We start from the raw sequence: 20392 nt of genomic DNA, 5'->3' as shown, positions 1-20392 counted from the left end.
CCGCCAGATAAATCAACCTGTCTTTTGCAAAGTGATAAGCGAAAACCGCGAATCTGAGTAAAATAGCCCGGTTTGTGACTTCCGGAGCCGCTATGATCCTGCTTATCGACAACTACGATTCTTTCACCTGGAATTTGTATCAGTATTTTTGTGAACTGGGGGCGGAAGTGCTGGTCAGGCGTAACGATGAGCTGACGCTGGAGGGGATTATCGCGCTTGCGCCGACGAAAATTGTTATCTCTCCGGGCCCCTGCACGCCAGATGAATCAGGGATTTCGCTGGCGGTGATTCGCCACTTTTCCGGCAAGATCCCACTTTTAGGCGTTTGCCTGGGCCATCAGGCAATCGCGCAGGTTTTCGGCGCCACTATCGTGCGGGCCGTCAGAGTGATGCACGGTAAAACGTCGCCTGTCAGCCACAATGGTCAAGGCGTGTTCCAGGGGCTGAATAATCCACTTACCGTCACCCGCTACCACTCTTTGTTGATTGCTCCTTTGACGTTACCCGAATGCTTTGAGGTGACCGCCCGAAGCGAAGAGGGCGAAATTATGGGGATTCGCCACCGTGAATTTGATCTGGAGGGCGTGCAGTTTCATCCGGAGAGTATTCTCAGCGAGCAGGGGCATCAACTGCTGGCAAACTTTCTCAATCGGTGATTTGTGGTTGCCATTGAGTGATTTTTTATGCATATTTTGTGATTAGATTATCATAATCATCGCTGCATAACGAAGAAGGATGGGCATGACATGGCAACAGAACAACCGGCAATCACCCGCGCGACATTCGATGAGGTCATTTTGCCGATTTATGCACCGGCAGAATTTATTCCGGTGAAGGGTAAAGGTAGCCGCGTATGGGATCAGCAGGGCAAAGAGTACGTTGATTTCGCTGGCGGTATTGCTGTAACCGCGCTCGGTCATTGCCATCCGGCGCTGGTGGCGGCACTCCATGAACAGGGTGAAAAGCTGTGGCACACCAGTAACGTTTTCACCAATGAACCGGCTTTGCGCCTGGGCCGGAAGCTGGTCGATGCGACGTTTGCTGACCGCGTGGTATTTATGAACTCCGGGACGGAAGCCAATGAAACGGCTTTCAAACTGGCACGCCATTACACCGTGACGCGTCATAACCCGTACAAAACTAAAATTATCGCTTTCCATAACGCTTTCCACGGTCGGTCGCTGTTTACCGTGTCCGTCGGCGGCCAGCCAAAATACTCCGATGGTTTTGGCCCGAAACCCGCCGATATCATTCACGTGCCGTTCAATGACCTGCATGCGGTGAAGGCCGTGATGGACGATCATACCTGTGCGGTGGTGGTTGAGCCAATTCAGGGGGAAGGCGGCGTTATGGCGGCAACGCCTGAATTCCTGCAAGGGCTGCGTGAACTGTGCGACCAGCACCAGGCACTATTGGTGTTTGATGAAGTACAGTGCGGCATGGGGCGCACAGGCTCGCTGTTCGCGTATATGCACTATGGCGTGACGCCGGATATTCTGACCAGCGCTAAGGCGCTTGGCGGCGGTTTCCCTATTAGCGCAATGTTGACTACCCATGAAATCGCCAGCGCTTTCCATGCGGGTTCTCATGGTTCAACCTACGGCGGCAACCCGCTGGCCTGCGCGGTCGGCGGGGCGGCGTTCGATCTGATTAATACGCCGGAAGTGCTTGAGGGGGTCACGGCTAAACGGGCGTTGTTCGTTAAACAGCTCCAGCAAATTGACGCCAGGTTCGAGCTGTTCAGCGATATCCGCGGGATGGGGCTGTTGATCGGCGCTGAGCTGAAACCACAGTATAAAGGCCGGGCGCGTGATTTTCTGTATGCCGCGGCAGATGCCGGGGTGATGGTACTTAATGCCGGCCCGGACGTGATGCGTTTTGTGCCGTCGCTGGTGATTGACGACAGCGATATTGCCGAAGGGATGACGCGCTTTGCCCATGCGGTTGAGCGCGTGCTTAGCGCTTAGCGGCCCGTAGCCAGATGCCATGATGTGGGCGCTGACGCCATGCCACCGACGAAATCGTGTGCATGGTGTTCAGATGCCCAAGGATCCGCTGCAAATGCTGCTCCATGGCGCTGAGCGGGCCGCGGGGAACCTCGGCATCCTGCGCTTCCATAATGTTCACATCTCCTGCGCTGCCTGGCCCATCGGAATCCAGACGTTGCTGACAGCGCTGGAGCGCAATTTCGCACGACTCCAGATAACGTTGCGCTAAATCCGGCGTCAGCATATTGTGCTCGCGCGCCAGCGTTGTCATGGCATTAATATGTTCGACGATGAACTGGCTATGGGTGACCCACAGCTTCATATCTTCCAGATAGTGTGTGTTAAAACCAGGTTCCAGCATCGCCTGATTCAGTGAGTTAAACAGCGCATTATGGGCCTGATTGACGCGCATTCGCTGATAGGCCAGCGCAGGGGCCTGATGATCGTCGCTAAGAATAAGCCGGATGGCTTCCTGATCGGCTTCCAGCGCATCGTGGGCGTTTTTGCGTAGCAGGCCGCTCTGCCACTGCGGCCATAACCAGAGCATTCCGCCGAAGGCAATCAGGCAGCCAATCAGCGTATCAACCAGCCTGGCAACAATAATCTGTTCGCCGTTCAGGGTGAGCAGTTGCAGGGTATATACCGCCGTAACGGTAAACCCGACCATCGCCCAGCCGTAATTCTTACGAATAATCAGGTAGCTTAATAGCGTGATGAAGAGCATGGCGGTTAGCGTATAACCTTCCGGGACGTGAAAATGCAGCGTCAGTCCGGCGATGACTAATCCGGCAAATGTCCCGGCAGCCCGGTGGACGATCCGCACCCGTGTTGCGCTGTAGCCGTTTTGCGTCACGAAGAGCACGGTCATCAAAATCCAGTAGGGTTTTGGTAAATGCAACGCGCTGCCCATCAGGCTGGCGACACTCAGCATTACGCTGATGCGCGCCGCGTTACGTAACGCCGGTGATTTAAGCGACAGATAGCTTTTCAACGCCGGTAGCAGCGGCAGGCGGCGGGTTTTATCCGCCATCAGATTTCGGGAGTACAGAGGGCGCTGGGTGCGTAAAACCCGGGCAATGCGACTGAAATGCCAGGCGCAAAACTGGCCGACCGGGTTATCCGGATGCTGCCAGGCGATCTTTTCCAGAGCGCCGATCTGTTTATCCATCTGAAAGCGCTGAGGATAGCGATGGTAAAGCAGATCATCCGCCAGTTCGCGCAGTCGAGCGGCGATGGTTTGCGCGTTCCAGCGAATTACCGCTTCTGCGTGGCTGCGCTCCACCAGTTTCTGCACCTCTTCCGGTTGGTGCAGGCTGACGGAGATGTGCTCCTGGAGATCCAGACCAACCTGGAAAGCGCGCAGCAGGCGTTTATGATCGCTGTGCTGGTTGGCCGCCAGCATATGCATCTGCTGGTAGCACTGGGTAATCAGATCGACCACTTTTTGTTGGCGGTTGAGCAGGGGCGGCAACGAGGTGGCCGGATCGGTATGCTGGGTCAGCAGGCTGTATTTGGCTTCACAATAACTGGCCAGCTCCCGATAGAGCAGGCTCAGAGATTCGCGCAGCGGCTGTTCGCGCCACAGCCAAAACCAGAACCAGTTAAAAATTCCATACCATAGGGTGCCGAGTGCATAGATTAGTAACGGTTCCTGGATCGGCATATTGCCTGCAAGGCTCAGAGTAAAACTGGCGGCGATAAGCGAGGCGGGTAACAATCTCGCATGAAGCGAACTGATTTCGGCAGTAACGCCGAGAACCAGGGTCAGCCCGGTCAGGATTAGCGGTAAAGGAATTTCCCGCTGCAGAAGGAGCTGGACAATCAGGCTACTGCCAGCGAACAAGCAGCCGCCAATGATCAGGCGCTTAAAGAAGCGTTTATGCGGTGTATCCAGACCGGCAATATTGCAGCAGGCAGGAACGAGGGAAAACAGGAGTCCCTGCTGTAAATGACCAAGAAGAAGTCCCGTTGCAACTGGCAGACATAACACCAGCGTTTGCCGCAGTGCATAGTTGACTTCCGGGTGATAAATCAGCCTGCGCCACATGGGGAGGAAACAAAAACGGCGTATTGTCAGACAATACGCCGTTTTACCGACTTAACGGGTACCGTAGACGACGATAGTTTTACCGTGCGCGGAGATCAGGTTTTGATCTTCCAGCATTTTCAGTATCCGGCCAACGGTTTCGCGGGAGCAGCCGACGATCTGACCAATTTCCTGACGGGTAATTTTAATTTGCATACCGTCCGGGTGGGTCATTGCATCCGGCTGTTTTGCCAGATTCAGCAGCGTCTGAGCGATGCGACCGGTAACGTCGAGGAAGGCAAGGTTACCCACTTTCTCAGACGTAACCTGCAGGCGACGCGCCATTTGCGAAGAGAGACGCATCAGGATATCCGGGTTTACCTGGATCAACTGACGGAATTTTTTGTAGGAGATTTCAGCCACTTCACATGCGGTTTTAGCACGTACCCAGGCGCTACGTTCCTGACCTTCTTCAAACAAGCCTAATTCACCGATGAAATCGCCCTGGTTGAGGTAAGAGAGGATCATCTCTTTGCCTTCTTCATCCTTGATGAGTACAGCCACTGAGCCTTTAACGATGTAGTACAGCGTTTCTGCTTTCTCACCCTGGTGGATCAGCGTGCTCTTTGAGGGGTACTTATGAATGTGGCAATGAGACAAGAACCATTCGAGGGTAGGGTCTGTTTGCGGTTTGCCAAGCACCATGCGCGGTTATCCTCTGTTATCAGCTATCTCCGGGTGCCGACACTACACGGCATCCGGGCATGCAATCGTATTAAATCCCTGTACCTGGGAATCTGGCTGGAATTTTTCCGCAGCCTGTAATGTGAACTCCTCTGCATACATGCAGTACATCAATGTATTACTGTAGCATCCAGACTGTTTTAGCATAGCTTTCGCTGCATGTCTCCTGGTGTCTCGCTTCAGCATGACCCAGGTCGCCTTCCGTTGCCAGAATTGTTATGTGCGCGTAATCTGTCAGGAAAATTACAGCTCTGGAGTTCAATTTATGCAAGCGCGAGTGAAGTGGGTTGAAGGGTTAACCTTCATTGGAGAGTCGGCTTCTGGTCACCAGATTCTGATGGACGGGAATTCCGGTGATAAAGCCCCCAGCCCGATGGAAATGGTGCTGATGGCGGCGGGCGGATGCAGCGCGATTGACGTCGTCTCCATTTTACAGAAGGGGCGCCATAACGTCACCAACTGTGAAGTCAAGCTGACCTCGGAACGTCGGGAAGAGGCGCCGCGTCTGTTTACCCATATTAATCTGCATTTTATCGTGACCGGTAAGGCGCTGAAAGAGGCTGCCGTTTCTCGTGCTGTTGACCTGTCAGCGGAAAAATATTGCTCGGTGGCGCTGATGCTGGAGAAAGCGGTAAATATTACCCACTCTTATGAAGTGATCGAAGAGTAAGCCAACAAGACCCCGGCAGACGTTCGCGCTACCGGGGGGAGTCATTCGTTAACTGATTTTCCTGCCTTCCATCAGCCGCTCGACCAGTGGCGTCATGATCAGCTCCATCGCCAGTCCCATTTTGCCTCCCGGTACAACCAGAGTGTTCATATGTGAGATAAACGAGCCCTGAAGCATGGCCAGAAGCCAGGGGAAATCGATGTTTCTCAGATTACGGAAATGGATAACGACAAAGCTCTCATCCAGTGAAGGAATGGCTTTGGTCGCAAAGGGATTGGAGGTATCCACCGTGGGAACGCGCTGGAAGTTGAGATGGGTACGCGAAAACTGCGGGGTGATGAAATTGATGTAATCCTCCATTGAGCGAACGACGGAATCCATTACCGCCTCACGGGAGTGCCCGCGTTCGCTGGTGTCGCGGATAAGCTTCTGGATCCACTCCAGATTGACGATGGGCACGACGCCGACCAGCAGGTCGACATGGCTCGCGACATCATGCTGCGGCGTAACGACGCCGCCATGCAGCCCTTCATAAAACAGTACGTCAGTGGGTTCGGGGAGTGGTTGCCAGGGGGTGAAGGTCCCCGGCACCTGGTTCCACGGCACGGCTTCATCATAGGTATGTAAATACTTGCGCGACTGACCTTTGCCGCTCTGCCCGTATTCAACGAAAGTCTGTTTCAGCAGGCCGAAGTCGTTCGCTTCAGGGCCAAAGTAACTGATATGCTTGCCCTGATCCCGCGCCTTGCGGATCGCCATGTCCATTTCCGGGCGGGTATAGCGGTGAAAGCTGTCGCCTTCCACTTCAGCGGCGTGCAGGTTTAACTGCGCGAAGATTTTGCGAAAGGCGAGGCTGGTGGTCGTGGTTCCCGCGCCGCTGGAGCCCGTGACGGCAATCACCGGATGTTTGGCAGACATAACAACTCCCAGGGTAAACGATAGTGTGCGCCGCTTTAGCCGTGAAACTGCTTGCGGGGCATGATGTTGACCGTCTCGTGCAGTTCTGACCACACCAGCACGGCTTCTCCGCTTTTTAGCTGTTGTTTAACATCAGAGACTTTATCTGTCAGCGAACGTTCATGCTCACCATAATCGGTGCCTTCGCGTAATACAAAGCTTTCAATCAGATTATCCAGCGTTTCGGGATCGAGATCCTGCCAGGGAATAATCATATTTTCCCTCCTAACCAGCGGGTTAGCCAGGCCGGAATCCGTTTTTCCAGCCACATCTCTGGCTTACGCAGCGTACCGCCGACGAAACCAACATGCCCGCCGTGCTCCGTTAGCTGATATTCGACATTTGCCGGAAGCTGTTCCTGCGGGGGAATCGAATGGTGATCCATAAAAGGATCGTCTTTCGCATGAATAATCAACGTTGGTTTCGTGATATCGCTTAAGCGCGGCATGGCGCTGCACTGGCGATAGTAGTCCAGCGCATCGGCAAAACCGTGGATCCGGGCGGTAATGCTGTCGTCAAACTCCCGGATGCGGCGCATGCTTTTTAGCTGACGTAAATCGACGGGCAGCGAGCCTGGATAGGCTTTTAGCTTGCGCGCGGCGTTAGCTTTCAACAGGTTGAGCAGGTAGCGTTGATAAACACGGGAAAACCCTTTGTCCATATGATAGCTACAGGCTTCCAGCATAAATGGCGCTGAGACGATCACTGCGGCATTGACGGGAATATCGTCGCCTTCTTTCGCCAGCAGGCAGCCCAACATATTGCCTCCGAGGGAATAGCCTACCGCGGCCGTCGGTACGCAGCCATATTCGCGCTGGAGCCAGCGCAGGAACCAGGTGGCATCTTCCGTTTCGCCTGAATGGTAGATGCGGTTATTGCGGTTCGGCTCGCCGCTACAGCCGCGAAAATGCATCACCACGCCCAGCCAGCCACGCTGCATCGCCGCATGGATTAAGCCGTGGGCATAGGGGCTATGCAGGCTGCCCTCAAGGCCATGAAACACCACCAGGCGCGGTTTATGGCGCGCCTGGGAAGGATCTTCGCTCCATGCCAGATCAACAAAGTCGCCGTCCGGTAATTCAAGGCGCTGCCAGTGTGGTGTGAAACGGAGCTTGCGACGGATTAGCCGCGGCAACATGGTTTGCAAATGACGATTGCTTACGCCGCGCATCGGATGAAACTGCTGCGAGTCGTCTTCAGGAGGCGTCATTTCAGTGGGGGTAATATCAACCATAGCACCAGAGCTGTTCGGAATCTTTATACATACTATACCGCGCATAAAATACGCAGGTTAGCCAATATGTGGTCTTGTGGCCAGGCGAAACCCGCGTTGCTCTGAAGTTTGACATTGCTCTTGCGCGTTTAGCATGTCTGACCGGAATAGTGGGCCACCTTTAACTCTCCTGCAACATTTGCTCCAGTTGTTCCTGGGCTTCCAGCCAGGCCATTTCACACTCTTCAAGCGAGGATTTGGCGCTGGCCTGTTGCTGTAAACACTCTGTGAGCTCTGTTTTGCGGCTTTGCTCGTATAAACCGCTGTCGCTGAGCTTCTCCTCGACCAGCGCCAGTTTAGCGTTCAACTTTTCCATCTCTTTTTCCAGACGGGCAATCTCTTTACGCAGCGGCTGGGTTTGAGCACGCAATTCGGCTTCCCGACGCTTTTGGTCTTTACGTGCCTGCGCGCTATTGCTGTTCTCTTTCGATCCCGCTGGGGATTGATTTTCCTGTTTTTGCGTATCGCTCAACCACTGCTGGTAGTCTTCGAGATCGCCGTCGAAAGGTTCGACTTTGCTATCGTGCACCAGATAAAGATCGTCGGTGGTGGAGCGAATCAGATGACGGTCATGCGAGACCACCACCAGCGCGCCTTCAAAATCTATCAGCGCTTCGGTCAGGGCCTGACGCATATCAAGATCGAGATGGTTGGTGGGCTCATCCAGCAGTAACAGATTTGGCCGCTGCCAGACGATTAACGCCAGAACCAGGCGCGCTTTCTCGCCGCCGGAGAAGCGTTTTGTCTCTTCATTGACCTTGTCGCTCTGGAAGCCAAAACCGCCAAGATAGTCGCGCAGTTTCTGCTCCGTCTCCTGCGGCGCCAGACGCGCCAGATGTTGCAACGGCGATTCGTCCGCACGCAGAAATTCAAGTTGATGCTGAGCGAAATAGCCGAGCTTGATGCCCTTCGCCAGAGCAATTTCACCGTGCAGCGGCTGTAATTCACCGGCCAGCAGTTTTATCAGCGTTGATTTACCGGCGCCGTTACGCCCCAGAAGACCGATACGTGAACCCGGGACCAGATTCAGCTTGATTGAGTCGAGAATCACTCGCTCACCATAACCCGCGCTGATCTTTTCCATCTTCAACAGCGGGTTGGGCAGGCTTTCCGGCGCGCGGAAGCTAAAGTGGAACGGGTTATCAACGTGGGCCGGAGCAATGAGCTCCATGCGTTCAAGCATTTTGATGCGGCTTTGCGCCTGTTTGGCCTTGGTGGCTTTCGCGCGAAAACGGTCGATATAGCTTTGCAGATGTGCGACACGCTGCTGCTGGCTCTCATACATCGCCTGCTGTTGCGAAAGGCGCGTTGCGCGCTGAATTTCAAACGAACTGTAATTACCGGTGTACTCAAACATCGTCTGTTGTTCGATATGGATAATCTTATCGACGATCGGGTCAAGGAAATCACGATCGTGCGAGATCAGGATCAGCGTACCGGTATAACCCCGAAGCCACTTTTCCAGCCAGATGACCGCATCGAGATCGAGGTGGTTAGTGGGTTCATCAAGCAGCAACAGGTCGGAGCGGCAAATCAGCGCCTGCGCCAGGTTAAGGCGCATACGCCAGCCGCCGGAAAAGTCGCTTACCGGCCTTTCCAACTGGTCATTGCTGAAACCCAGACCGTGCAACAGGCTGGCGGCGCGTGAGCGAACGGTCCAGGCGTCGATGGCGTCCAGTTTGCCGTGTATCGTCGCAATAGCATGACCGTCGTTGCGTTCGTTGGCCTCGCGCAAAGCGGCCTCCAGATTGCGGAATTCGCGATCGCCATCAATAACATAGTCAATGGCGGGCTGTGGCAGCGCCGGGGTTTCCTGATTAACCCATGCCAGCTGCCAGCTGCCAGGGAAGGTCGCAGAGCCGCCATCGGCGCTGATCTCGTTTTTCAACAGCGAAAGCAGCGTGGATTTACCGCAGCCGTTTTTACCCACCAGGCCAACTTTTTGCCCGGGGTTGATAGTGGCAGTCGCGTTGTCCAGCAGGACGCGTACGCCGCGACGAATCTGTAACGAGGAGAAAACAATCATAAGGCGCCGTATGTTCTGACTATGTTAATTTGTCATTATGATAATGTAGTGTGGAGCGAAGCGCTCGCTCAACCGGGCCGCAATGGTAGCCCAAAATGAAGATGATACACAAAGTCATTCTGGTTGCGTCGGAACGCAGCCGCTGCACAGGCCGCCAGAAGACGTTCGGGAGGGAAAGATGTCTCAGGCAGCGAAAGTCTTGCTGTTGTATGCCCACCCAGAATCTCAGGATTCCGTGGCCAACCGGGTTTTACTTGAACCGGCGTTACAACTGCCGAATGTTACCGTGCACGATCTCTATGCACATTATCCGGATTTTTTTATCGATATCGCCTGTGAGCAGGACCTTCTGCGCCAGCATGAAGTGATCGTTTTCCAGCACCCGTTATATACCTGGAGCTGTCCGGCGCTAATGAAAGAGTGGCTGGATAGAGTGTTAAGCCGCGGTTTTGCCAGCGGAGCGGGAGGGAATCAACTGGCGGGAAAGTACTGGCGCAGTGTGATAACGACCGGAGAACCGGAGAGCGCCTACCGACGTGATGCCTACCGTTACCCGATGAATGACATTCTCCACCCTTTCGAACTGACAGCCGGTATGTGCCGTATGCACTGGATGAACCCAATCATCGTCTACTGGGCGCGGCGTCAGGCTCCCGACGAACTGAAAAGCCGCGCCCGCGCTTATGGCGACTGGCTGGCGAGCCCTGTTACGGGGGGAGGTTCAAATGGCGGGAGCTGATCTATTACTGGCAGGCGTATTATTTCTCTTTGCCGCCGTGGTGGCGGTACCGCTGGCGGCGAGATTAGGAATTGGCGCTGTACTGGGCTATCTGCTGGCAGGGATCGCCATCGGCCCCTGGGGATTGCGATTTATTAGCGATGTCGATGAAATTCTTCACTTCTCGGAATTAGGCGTCGTCTTCCTGATGTTTATCATTGGGCTGGAACTGAATCCGTCCAAGCTCTGGCGACTGAGAAGCTCTATCTTTGGCGTAGGGGCGGCACAGGTTGCTTTAAGTGCACTCATTCTTGGTGGTTTGTTAATGCTTAGCGACTTCTCGTGGCGGGCCGCGGTGGTGGGGGGAATTGGTCTGGCGATGTCCTCCACTGCGATGGCGCTGCAACTGATGCGCGAGAAAGGGATGAGCCGCAGCGAGTCAGGGCAACTGGGCTTCTCCGTATTGCTGTTTCAGGATCTGGCGGTTATCCCGGCCCTGGCATTGGTGCCTGTGCTTGTCGGTTCAGGCGACGACCATGTTGATTGGATCAAAACAGGAATGAAAGTTCTGGCCTTCTCCGGGATGCTGATCGGCGGCCGTTTTCTGCTGCGACCGGTATTCCGTTTTATTGCCGGCTCTGGCGTACGGGAGGTCTTTACCGCGGCATCTTTGCTATTGGTTCTCGGATCGGCGCTGTTTATGGAGGCGCTTGGTTTGTCGATGGCTCTGGGGACCTTTATCGCGGGAGTCCTGCTGGCAGAAAGCGAGTACCGTCATGAACTGGAAACCGCCATTGAGCCATTTAAAGGGCTCTTGTTGGGGCTGTTCTTTATTTCCGTTGGTATGGCGCTAAATATTGGCGTGCTGTACACCCATTTGTTGTGGGTCATTACCAGCGTTGCGATTCTGGTGACGGTGAAAGGCGGCGTCCTGTATCTTCTGGCGCACGTGTACGGTTTACGCCGTCCGGAGCGAGTACAGTTTGCTGGCGTGCTGAGTCAGGGCGGGGAGTTTGCTTTTGTGCTGTTTTCGATTCCGGCTTCGCTTCACCTGTTTCAGAACGACCAGATGGCGCTACTGTTAGTAACGGTGACGCTGTCGATGATGACCACGCCGTTGCTGATGAGGCTGATTGATAAGGTGCTGTCGCGGCGATTCAACACGCCGGAGGAAGAGGATGAGGTTCCGTGGGTTGAAGACGATAAACCGCAGGTTATTATCGTCGGTTTTGGGCGTTTCGGCCAGGTGATTGGCCGTCTGCTGATGGCCAACAAAATGCGCATTACGGTGCTGGAGCGCGATATCAGCGCGGTGAATCTGATGCGCAAATATGGCTATAAAGTTTATTTTGGCGACGCCACGCAACTGGAACTCCTGCGCTCGGCAGGGGCGGAAGATGCGCAGTCGATTGTGATTACTTGTAACGAGCCGGAAGATACCATGAAGCTGGTGGAAATATGTCAACAACACTTTCCACATCTGCATATTCTGGCGCGCGCGCGGGGACGCGTTGAAGCACATGAACTGCTGCAGGCCGGAGTGACGCAATTCTCGCGCGAAACGTTTTCCAGTGCGCTGGAGTTAGGACGCAAAGCGCTTATCTCGATAGGTATGCATCCTCATCAGGCGCAGCGCGCGCAGTTGCACTTTCGGCGTCTTGATATGCGAATGCTGCGCGAGTTAGTGCCGGTGCAGAGTGATACGCTTCAGGTGTCCCGCGTGCGGGAAGCCCGGCGCGAGCTGGAGGAGATCTTTCAGCGAGAGATGCAAAAAGAGAGCCGGCAGTTAGATGGCTGGGACGAGTTTGAATAAAAGGTAAAGGGTATGGCGGTGCGTAAACGTTTTATTGCCGGCGCGAAATGTCCGGCGTGCCAGGCTCTGGATTCGCTGGCGATGTGGCGTGAGAATAATGTCGATATTGTTGAGTGTGTTAAGTGCGGTCACCAGATGCGTGAGGCGGATAAAGCGGTCCGTGAGCATGTACGCAAAGAAGAGCAAGTGATAGGCATTTTTCATCCGGACTAGCGTTATCGGGCGGCTTTTTTTAAGCTAGAGGGTACACGGCTGCAGAATTCCGCTACAATCTGCGCCACTATTCTTCCCATGCTCAGGAGATATCATGAAAGTAGCAAAAGACCTGGTGGTCAGCCTGGCCTATCAGGTACGTACAGAAGACGGTGTGTTGGTTGATGAGTCTCCGGTAAGCGCGCCGCTGGACTACCTGCATGGTCACGGTTCCCTGATTTCCGGCCTGGAAAATGCGCTGGGCGGTCACGAAGTGGGCGACAAATTCGACGTAGAAGTCGGCGCTAACGACGCGTACGGCCAGTACGACGAAAACCTGGTTCAGCGCGTGCCTAAAGACGTTTTCATGGGCGTTGATGAACTGCAGGTTGGCATGCGCTTCCTGGCTGAAACCGATCAGGGGCCAGTGCCGGTTGAAATTACCGAAGTGGGTGACGAACACGTTGTTGTCGACGGTAACCACATGCTGGCCGGCCAGAATCTGAAGTTCAACGTTGAAGTGGTCGCGATTCGCGAAGCAACGGCTGAAGAGCTGGAGCATGGTCATGTACACGGCGCTCATGGTCACGACCACGATCATGACCACGACCATGACGGGTGCTGCGGTGGCCACGGCCACGATCACGATCATGGCAAAGGTGGTTGCGGCGGTCACGGCGGCTGCGGTTGCCACTAATTCCGTCGTGCTAGCGCTCTGCAATAAAAAAGCGGGGAGACCCGCTTTTTTTGTGTCTCAATAGTGGGGCGGCGGCGTTTCTTCTGCCTGTGAAGCCATGTGTGACGGTTGAGTGGCCTTCAGCTTTTCCACCATCAGGCGCATATGTTCGCGCATTCTGGCCATTTCTATCTCATGGGCGGTAACGGTCTTGTTGAGGTCTTCAATAGTGATTTCCTGAAACGCCAGCCTGCTTTCCAGCTCGGCAAGGCGAGTCTCTAAAGTGCGATCGTGCATGAGTAACCTCTTCTGTCTGATCCTGCGGGCGGATTCTACTGAAGTTTCAGCATTCGCGCAGCATCGTTGGGCGCGACAGGAAACTAATTCATACAAAAATAGTCCTAAATGAGTCGATATTCAGGCACGTCTGTATATAGATTTGTTCGGCAACGTTCTATAGTACGTTTTTTGTTTTTTACGATAACCCTGGGGTGAGATGCCCCGGCCCTGGAGAAATGGATGAAATCACTGTTTAAAGTAACGCTGCTGGCGACCACAATGGCCGTCGCCCTGAATGCACCGCTGACATTTGCGGCTGATACCGCAGCGAAAGCGACCCCTGCAACGGACAGCAAATCGGCATTCAAAAATGACGATCAGAAATCTGCTTATGCGCTGGGTGCATCCCTGGGACGTTACATGGAAAACTCCCTGAAAGAACAAGAGAAACTGGGCATCAAACTGGATAAAGACCAGCTGATCGCCGGTGTGCAGGACGCGTTTGCCAATAAGAGCAAACTGTCCGACCAGGAGATCGAACAGACTCTGCAGACGTTTGAAACCCGTGTAAAAACCGCCGCTCAGCAGAAAATGGAAAAAGACGCATCTGAAAATGCGGCTAAAGGTAAAGCTTACCGCGATGCCTTTGCAAAAGAGAAAGGGGTGAAAACGTCTAAATCTGGTTTGCTGTACAAAATTGAGAAAGCCGGTACCGGTGATGCGCCGAAAGATAGCGATACTGTTGTGGTCAACTACAAAGGTACGCTGATCGATGGTAAAGAGTTTGATAACTCCTACACCCGTGGCGAGCCGCTCTCTTTCCGTCTGGACGGCGTGATCCCTGGCTGGACCGAAGGCCTGAAAAACATCAAGAAAGGCGGCAAAATCAAGCTGGTCATTCCACCGGATCTGGCTTACGGCAAAACAGGCGTTCCGGGTATCCCGGCTAACTCTACGCTGGTGTTTGACGTAGAACTGCTGGATATCAAACCGGCACCGAAAGACGATGCTAAACCGGAAGCCGCTGCTGAAGCACCAGCCGCTGACGCTAAGAAGTAATCTGATTTAAGCCGCCGCCTTCAGGGGCGGCGGCTTTTTTATTGCAGACAGATATAATTAAGACTGGAAAGAACCTCAGGCGCTGTATTACTTTAGACAGATTAATAATGATGATGAGCCTGCCCTGACAATAACGACAGGCTCCTGAAAAGGAGTGCTTTTTTTCATGTCCAGGTCGCTTTTAACCAATGAGACCAGTGAGCTTGATTTACTGGATCAACGTCCTTTTGACCAGACTGACTTCGATATCCTCAAATCCTATGAAGCGGTAGTGGACGGGTTAGCGATGCTCATCGGTTCCCACTGTGAAATCGTACTGCATTCATTGCAGGACTTAAAATGTTCCGCCATTCGTATCGCTAACGGTGAGCACACCGGTCGTCAAATTGGCTCGCCCATTACTGACCTTGCGTTGCGCATGTTGCATGATATGACAGGAGCCGATAGCAGCGTTTCCAAATGCTATTTTACTCGCGCCAAAAGCGGTGTGCTGATGAAATCGGTCACGATTGCTATTCGCAACCGCGAGCACCGGGTTATTGGTCTGTTATGTATTAACATGAACCTTGATGTGCCTTTCTCGCAGATCATGAGCACCTTTATTCCGCCGGAAACGACGGAAGTGAACTCTCAGGTTAATTTTGCCTCATCAGTAGACGACCTGGTTGCCCAGACGCTTGAGTTCACCATCGAAGAGGTGAATGCCGACCGTAACGTTTCTAACAATGCTAAAAATCGTCAGATCGTATTGAATCTCTACGAGAAAGGGATCTTTGATATCAAGGATGCCATTAACCAGGTTGCCGATCGGTTGAATATCTCGAAGCACACGGTATATCTCTACATTCGCCAGTTCAAAAGCGGGGATTTCCAGGGGCTGGATAAGTAATGCGCTTTGCTATCACGGTGACTGGGCCTGCTTACGGTACGCAACAGGCCAGTAGCGCGCTGCAGTTTGCCCGCGCCGTTTTGCAGGAAGGTCACGAACTGATCAGCATCTTTTTCTATCGTGAAGGTGTCTACAACGCGAATCAACTGACGGCTCCTGCCAGCGATGAGTTTGATCTGGTTCGGGCGTGGCAGGTTCTGCATGACGAACATGCTGTCTCCTTGCATATTTGTGTCGCCGCCGCTTTACGTCGCGGAGTGACCGATGAACAGGAGGCCCGGCAGCTTGAGCTGCCTGCGCATAATTTGCAGCCAGGATTTACCTTGAGCGGGCTGGGCGCGCTGGCGGAAGCCGCGTTAACCTGTGATCGCATGGTGCAGTTTTGATGAAGCGCGTCGCCTTTATTTTTTCCTCCGCACCACACGGCTCTGCCTCGGGAAGAGAGGGGCTGGACGCCCTGCTGGCCACTTCAGCCCTGACGGAAGAGATCGGCGTTTTCTTCGTCGGCGATGGTTTATTTCAGCTACTGCCTGGGCAGCGGCCTGCCGCAGTTCTGGCGCGTGATTATATCTCCACCTTTAAACTGCTATCGCTGTACGACATCAATCAGTGCTGGTTCTGTGCCGCTTCAGGGCGTGAACGCGGCCTGAATCCGACAACGCCATTGGTTGTGGATGGCGAATGGCTGGAGCCAGAGGCGTTACGCGCCCGGCTTGATGATTTCAGCGTGATACTGCGTTTTTGAGGCTCGTATGCTCCACACACTAAGCGCATCACCCTGGCATACCGATATTTCGACAATGCTCCGCTTGATTAAAGAGGGGGACGATCTGTTGTTGCTCTCAGACGGGGTTGTTGCGGCCATCGCTGGAGGCCGTTTTGTTGAAATACTGCAATCTGCCCCCATAACTCTCTACGCTCTGCAAGACGATATTGAGGCCCGCGGGCTGACGGGGCAAATTGCGGACAGTGTCGTCAGAGTTAGCTATACTGATTTCGTCAGGCTCATCGCCAAACATCCAGGGCAGTTAGCCTGGTAACGGTGGGATCGTTGTATATTTCTTGACACCTTTTCGGCACCGCCCTAAAATTCTGCGTCCTCATATTATATGAGGCGATTTATTACGTGTTTACGAAGCAAAAGCTAAAACCAGGAGCTATTTAATGGCAACAATTAACCAGCTGGTACGCAAACCACGCGCGCGCAAAGTTGCAAAGAGCAACGTGCCGGCGCTGGAAGCCTGCCCGCAGAAACGTGGCGTATGTACTCGTGTATATACTACCACTCCTAAGAAACCGAACTCCGCACTGCGTAAAGTTTGCCGTGTGCGTCTGACTAACGGTTTCGAAGTCACCTCCTACATCGGTGGTGAAGGTCACAACCTGCAGGAGCACTCCGTGATCCTGATCCGTGGCGGTCGTGTTAAAGACCTCCCGGGTGTTCGTTACCACACCGTTCGTGGTGCGCTTGACTGCTCCGGCGTTAAAGACCGTAAGCAAGCTCGCTCCAAGTACGGCGTGAAGCGTCCTAAGGCTTAATGGTTCTCCGTTAAGTAAGGCCAAACGTTTTATATTAATGTCAAACTAAACTCGTAGAGTTTTGGACAATCCTGAATTAACAACGGAGTATTTCCATGCCACGTCGTCGCGTCATTGGTCAGCGTAAAATTCTGCCGGATCCGAAGTTCGGATCAGAACTGCTGGCTAAATTTGTCAATATCCTGATGGTAGATGGTAAAAAATCTACTGCAGAAGCAATCGTATACAGCGCGCTGGAGACCCTGGCTCAGCGCTCTGGTAAATCTGAACTGGAAGCTTTCGAAGTTGCGCTCGATAACGTGCGCCCGACTGTCGAAGTTAAGTCTCGCCGCGTTGGTGGTTCGACTTATCAGGTTCCAGTTGAAGTCCGTCCGGTTCGTCGTAATGCCCTGGCAATGCGTTGGATCGTTGAAGCTGCTCGTAAACGTGGTGATAAATCCATGGCTCTGCGTCTGGCGAACGAACTCACTGATGCTGCAGACAACAAAGGTACTGCAGTTAAGAAACGTGAAGACGTTCACCGTATGGCCGAAGCCAACAAGGCGTTCGCACACTACCGTTGGTAATCCCTTCGGAGTCATAGTCACCAGGCGGGCGCTTCAGATAAGTCGCCCGTTCTGGATAACTTAATTGAGCGCCTAAAGAAATAAACGAGGAATCAAATGGCTCGTACAACACCCATCGCACGCTACCGTAACATCGGTATCAGTGCGCACATCGACGCCGGTAAAACTACTACTACCGAACGTATTCTGTTCTACACCGGTGTAAACCACAAAATCGGTGAAGTTCATGACGGCGCTGCCACCATGGACTGGATGGAGCAGGAACAGGAGCGTGGTATCACTATCACCTCCGCCGCGACTACTGCATTCTGGTCTGGTATGGCTAAGCAGTATGAACCACATCGCGTTAACATCATTGACACCCCGGGGCACGTTGACTTCACAATCGAAGTAGAACGTTCCATGCGTGTGCTTGATGGTGCAGTAATGGTTTACTGCGCAGTTGGTGGTGTTCAGCCGCAGTCTGAAACCGTATGGCGTCAGGCAAACAAATATAAAGTTCCGCGCATTGCGTTCGTTAACAAAATGGACCGCATGGGCGCGAACTTCCTGAAAGTTGTTAGTCAGATCAAAACCCGTCTCGGCGCGAACCCGGTTCCGCTGCAGCTGGCGATTGGTGCTGAAGAAGGTTTCACCGGCGTTGTTGACCTGGTGAAAATGAAAGCTATCAACTGGAATGATGCAGATCAGGGCGTTACCTTCGAATACGAAGATATCCCGGCTGACATGCAGGATCTGGCTGACGAATGGCACCAGAACCTGATCGAATCTGCAGCTGAAGCTTCTGAAGAGCTGATGGAAAAATACCTGGGTGGTGAAGAACTGACTGAAGCCGAGATCAAAAATGCTCTGCGTCAGCGTGTTCTGAACAACGAAATCATCCTGGTAACCTGTGGTTCTGCATTTAAGAACAAAGGTGTTCAGGCGATGCTGGATGCGGTAATTGATTACCTGCCATCCCCGGTTGATGTACCTGCGATCAACGGTATCCTGGACGACGGTAAAGACACGCCGGCTGAGCGTCACGCGAGCGATGATGAGCCTTTCTCTGCACTGGCGTTCAAAATCGCTACCGACCCGTTCGTGGGCAACCTGACCTTCTTCCGCGTGTACTCCGGTGTGGTTAACTCTGGCGATACTGTACTGAACTCCGTGAAAACGGCGCGTGAGCGTTTCGGTCGTATCGTTCAGATGCACGCTAACAAACGTGAAGAGATCAAAGAAGTTCGCGCGGGCGACATCGCTGCTGCAATCGGTCTGAAAGACGTTACCACCGGTGACACTCTGTGTGACCCGGATGCGCCGATCATTCTGGAACGTATGGAATTCCCGGAGCCGGTAATCTCCATCGCCGTTGAGCCGAAAACCAAAGCTGACCAGGAAAAAATGGGTCTGGCTCTGGGCCGTCTGGCTAAAGAAGACCCGTCATTCCGCGTATGGACTGACGAAGAGTCTAACCAGACTATTATCGCCGGTATGGGTGAGCTGCACCTCGACATCATCGTTGACCGTATGAAGCGTGAATTCAACGTTGAAGCGAACGTCGGTAAACCTCAGGTTGCTTACCGTGAAGCGATTCGCGCGAAAGTTACTGATATCGAAGGTAAACACGCTAAGCAGTCTGGTGGTCGCGGTCAGTACGGTCATGTTGTTATCGACATGTACCCGCTGGAGCCGGGTTCTAACCCGAAAGGTTATGAGTTCATCAACGACATTAAAGGCGGTGTAATCCCTGGCGAATACATCCCGGCCGTTGATAAAGGCATCCAGGAACAGCTGAAAGCGGGTCCGCTGGCGGGTTACCCGGTAGTTGATCTGGGCGTGCGTCTGCACTTCGGTTCTTACCACGACGTTGACTCCTCTGAACTGGCGTTTAAACTGGCTGCGTCTATTGCCTTTAAAGAAGGCTTTAAGAAAGCAAAACCCGTTCTGCTTGAGCCGATCATGAAGGTTGAAGTAGAAACGCCGGAAGAGAACACTGGTGACGTTATTGGTGACTTGAGCCGTCGCCGCGGTATGCTGCGCGGTCAGGAATCTGAAGTTACTGGCGTTAAGATCCACGCTGAAGTTCCGCTGTCTGAAATGTTCGGATATGCAACTCAGCTGCGTTCTCTGACCAAAGGTCGTGCATCATACACCATGGAATTCCTGAAGTATGATGATGCGCCGAACAACGTTGCTCAGGCCGTTATTGAAGCCCGTGGTAAATAATCCACAGGATTAAAACCCAAGTCCCGTGCTCTCTCCGAAGGTGAGAGCACTATAGTAAGGAATATAGCCGTGTCTAAAGAAAAATTTGAACGTACAAAACCGCACGTCAACGTCGGTACTATCGGCCACGTTGACCATGGTAAAACTACCCTGACTGCTGCCATCACTACCGTACTGGCTAAAACCTACGGCGGTGCCGCTCGTGCTTTCGACCAGATCGATAACGCGCCGGAAGAAAAAGCACGTGGTATCACCATCAACACTTCTCACGTTGAATATGACACCCCGACTCGCCACTACGCGCACGTAGACTGCCCGGGCCACGCCGACTATGTTAAAAACATGATCACCGGTGCTGCGCAGATGGACGGCGCGATCCTGGTTGTTGCTGCGACTGACGGCCCGATGCCGCAGACCCGTGAGCACATCCTGCTGGGTCGTCAGGTAGGCGTTCCGTACATCATCGTGTTCCTGAACAAATGCGACATGGTTGATGACGAAGAGCTGCTGGAACTGGTTGAGATGGAAGTGCGTGAGCTGCTGTCTCAGTACGATTTCCCGGGCGACGACACGCCGATCGTTCGTGGTTCTGCTCTGAAAGCGCTGGAAGGCGATGCAGAGTGGGAAGCGAAAATCATCGAACTGGCTGGCTACCTGGATTCTTACATCCCGGAACCAGAGCGTGCGATTGACAAGCCGTTCCTGCTGCCGATCGAAGACGTATTCTCCATCTCCGGTCGTGGTACCGTTGTTACCGGTCGTGTAG

23 protein-coding genes are annotated in these 20392 nt (G+C 53.5%); 16 read left to right on the top strand and 7 right to left on the bottom strand.

The genetic code is table 11. From position 1 onward, the window contains the following. The first annotated feature begins 92 nt into the window (after positions 1-92). Entirely contained in the window at positions 93-656 is a 564-nt protein-coding gene (pabA, locus tag FE839_RS03560) for an aminodeoxychorismate synthase component 2 (RefSeq protein WP_138359220.1), read from the top strand. A 90-nt stretch (positions 657-746) separates the two neighbouring features. Further along, positions 747-1967 carry a bifunctional acetylornithine/succinyldiaminopimelate transaminase gene (gene argD, locus FE839_RS03555; protein ID WP_138359218.1) on the top strand — a complete coding sequence of 407 codons (1221 nt, stop codon included), beginning with the start codon at positions 747-749 and terminating at the stop codon, positions 1965-1967. Here argD and FE839_RS03550 read toward each other — a convergent pair. Then, on the bottom strand, positions 1957-4035 hold the full coding sequence (locus FE839_RS03550; RefSeq protein WP_138359216.1) for a YccS/YhfK family putative transporter: 2079 nt from the start codon (positions 4033-4035) through the stop codon (positions 1957-1959). The genes argD and FE839_RS03550 overlap by 11 nt on opposite strands. A 51-nt stretch (positions 4036-4086) precedes the next feature. Continuing rightward, on the bottom strand, positions 4087-4719 hold the full coding sequence (crp, locus tag FE839_RS03545) for a cAMP-activated global transcriptional regulator CRP (RefSeq protein WP_000242758.1): 633 nt from the start codon (positions 4717-4719) through the stop codon (positions 4087-4089). A gap of 304 nt (positions 4720-5023) precedes the next feature. On the opposite strand from crp, the gene FE839_RS03540 reads away from it, so the two are divergent. Further along, positions 5024-5428, top strand: a complete 405-nt coding sequence (locus FE839_RS03540) for an OsmC family protein (RefSeq protein WP_138359214.1) — start codon at positions 5024-5026, stop codon at positions 5426-5428. Between the two features lie 48 nt (positions 5429-5476). On the opposite strand, the gene FE839_RS03535 is transcribed toward FE839_RS03540, so the two are convergent. The 4 genes from FE839_RS03535 to FE839_RS03520 all read right to left on the bottom strand — a co-directional run bounded on the left by FE839_RS03535 (position 5477) and on the right by FE839_RS03520 (position 9684). Then, on the bottom strand, positions 5477-6346 hold the full coding sequence (locus tag FE839_RS03535) for a phosphoribulokinase (protein WP_138359212.1): 870 nt from the start codon (positions 6344-6346) through the stop codon (positions 5477-5479). A gap of 35 nt (positions 6347-6381) precedes the next feature. Then, the gene (locus FE839_RS03530; protein WP_138359210.1) at positions 6382-6600 is read right to left on the bottom strand and encodes a YheU family protein; all 219 of its coding nucleotides are present in this window, start codon (positions 6598-6600) and stop codon (positions 6382-6384) included. Beyond that, positions 6597-7595: a hydrolase gene (locus FE839_RS03525; RefSeq protein ID WP_171034816.1), complete on the bottom strand. Its 999-nt coding sequence runs from the start codon at positions 7593-7595 to the stop codon at positions 6597-6599. Before FE839_RS03525 ends, FE839_RS03530 begins: the two co-directional genes overlap by 4 nt. A 184-nt stretch (positions 7596-7779) precedes the next feature. Beyond that, entirely contained in the window at positions 7780-9684 is a 1905-nt protein-coding gene (locus FE839_RS03520) for an ABC transporter ATP-binding protein (RefSeq protein WP_138359206.1), read from the bottom strand. 178 nt (positions 9685-9862) lie between these two features. On the opposite strand from FE839_RS03520, the gene kefG reads away from it, so the two are divergent. The 4 genes from kefG (at position 9863) to slyD (ending at position 13104) form a co-directional block, all read left to right on the top strand. Beyond that, the gene (gene kefG / locus FE839_RS03515; protein ID WP_138359204.1) at positions 9863-10423 is read left to right on the top strand and encodes a glutathione-regulated potassium-efflux system ancillary protein KefG; all 561 of its coding nucleotides are present in this window, start codon (positions 9863-9865) and stop codon (positions 10421-10423) included. Beyond that, positions 10410-12215: a glutathione-regulated potassium-efflux system protein KefB gene (gene kefB, locus FE839_RS03510; RefSeq protein ID WP_138359202.1), complete on the top strand. Its 1806-nt coding sequence runs from the start codon at positions 10410-10412 to the stop codon at positions 12213-12215. Before kefG ends, kefB begins: the two co-directional genes overlap by 14 nt. Before the next feature lie 12 nt (positions 12216-12227). After that, positions 12228-12428, top strand: a complete 201-nt coding sequence (locus FE839_RS03505) for a YheV family putative zinc ribbon protein (protein WP_138359200.1) — start codon at positions 12228-12230, stop codon at positions 12426-12428. A 94-nt stretch (positions 12429-12522) separates the two neighbouring features. Beyond that, entirely contained in the window at positions 12523-13104 is a 582-nt protein-coding gene (slyD, locus tag FE839_RS03500) for a peptidylprolyl isomerase (RefSeq protein WP_138359198.1), read from the top strand. A 57-nt stretch (positions 13105-13161) separates the two neighbouring features. Here slyD and FE839_RS03495 read toward each other — a convergent pair whose 3' ends face one another. Then, positions 13162-13380: a protein SlyX gene (locus tag FE839_RS03495; RefSeq protein ID WP_138359196.1), complete on the bottom strand. Its 219-nt coding sequence runs from the start codon at positions 13378-13380 to the stop codon at positions 13162-13164. 222 nt (positions 13381-13602) lie between these two features. Between FE839_RS03495 and fkpA the strand changes: the two genes are divergently transcribed. From fkpA to FE839_RS03445, 9 genes are all read left to right on the top strand, one after another. Continuing rightward, positions 13603-14421, top strand: coding sequence for an FKBP-type peptidyl-prolyl cis-trans isomerase (gene fkpA, locus FE839_RS03490; RefSeq protein WP_138359194.1), 819 nt, complete (start codon positions 13603-13605; stop codon positions 14419-14421). A gap of 166 nt (positions 14422-14587) precedes the next feature. Next, positions 14588-15310: a helix-turn-helix transcriptional regulator gene (locus tag FE839_RS03480; RefSeq protein WP_110275001.1), complete on the top strand. Its 723-nt coding sequence runs from the start codon at positions 14588-14590 to the stop codon at positions 15308-15310. After that, entirely contained in the window at positions 15310-15696 is a 387-nt protein-coding gene (tusD, locus tag FE839_RS03475) for a sulfurtransferase complex subunit TusD (protein ID WP_138359192.1), read from the top strand. The genes FE839_RS03480 and tusD overlap by 1 nt, the downstream gene beginning before the upstream one ends. After that, positions 15696-16055, top strand: coding sequence for a sulfurtransferase complex subunit TusC (gene tusC, locus FE839_RS03470; RefSeq protein WP_138359190.1), 360 nt, complete (start codon positions 15696-15698; stop codon positions 16053-16055). Before tusD ends, tusC begins: the two co-directional genes overlap by 1 nt. A 7-nt stretch (positions 16056-16062) precedes the next feature. Next, positions 16063-16350, top strand: a complete 288-nt coding sequence (tusB, locus tag FE839_RS03465) for a sulfurtransferase complex subunit TusB (protein ID WP_138359188.1) — start codon at positions 16063-16065, stop codon at positions 16348-16350. A gap of 124 nt (positions 16351-16474) precedes the next feature. Then, entirely contained in the window at positions 16475-16849 is a 375-nt protein-coding gene (rpsL, locus tag FE839_RS03460) for a 30S ribosomal protein S12 (protein WP_002920115.1), read from the top strand. A gap of 95 nt (positions 16850-16944) precedes the next feature. Beyond that, positions 16945-17415, top strand: a complete 471-nt coding sequence (gene rpsG, locus FE839_RS03455) for a 30S ribosomal protein S7 (RefSeq protein WP_002436307.1) — start codon at positions 16945-16947, stop codon at positions 17413-17415. Positions 17416-17511: 96 nt separating this feature from the next. Continuing rightward, entirely contained in the window at positions 17512-19626 is a 2115-nt protein-coding gene (fusA, locus tag FE839_RS03450) for an elongation factor G (RefSeq protein WP_138359186.1), read from the top strand. Between the two features lie 69 nt (positions 19627-19695). Then, positions 19696-20392 (top strand): elongation factor Tu (locus FE839_RS03445; RefSeq protein WP_138359184.1); only part of this gene is annotated, 697 nt, incomplete at its 3' end.

The organism is Klebsiella indica (genome assembly GCF_005860775.1).
Taxonomy (GTDB): domain Bacteria; phylum Pseudomonadota; class Gammaproteobacteria; order Enterobacterales; family Enterobacteriaceae; genus Klebsiella; species Klebsiella indica.
This window is presented reverse-complemented; position numbering and strand designations above follow the sequence as displayed.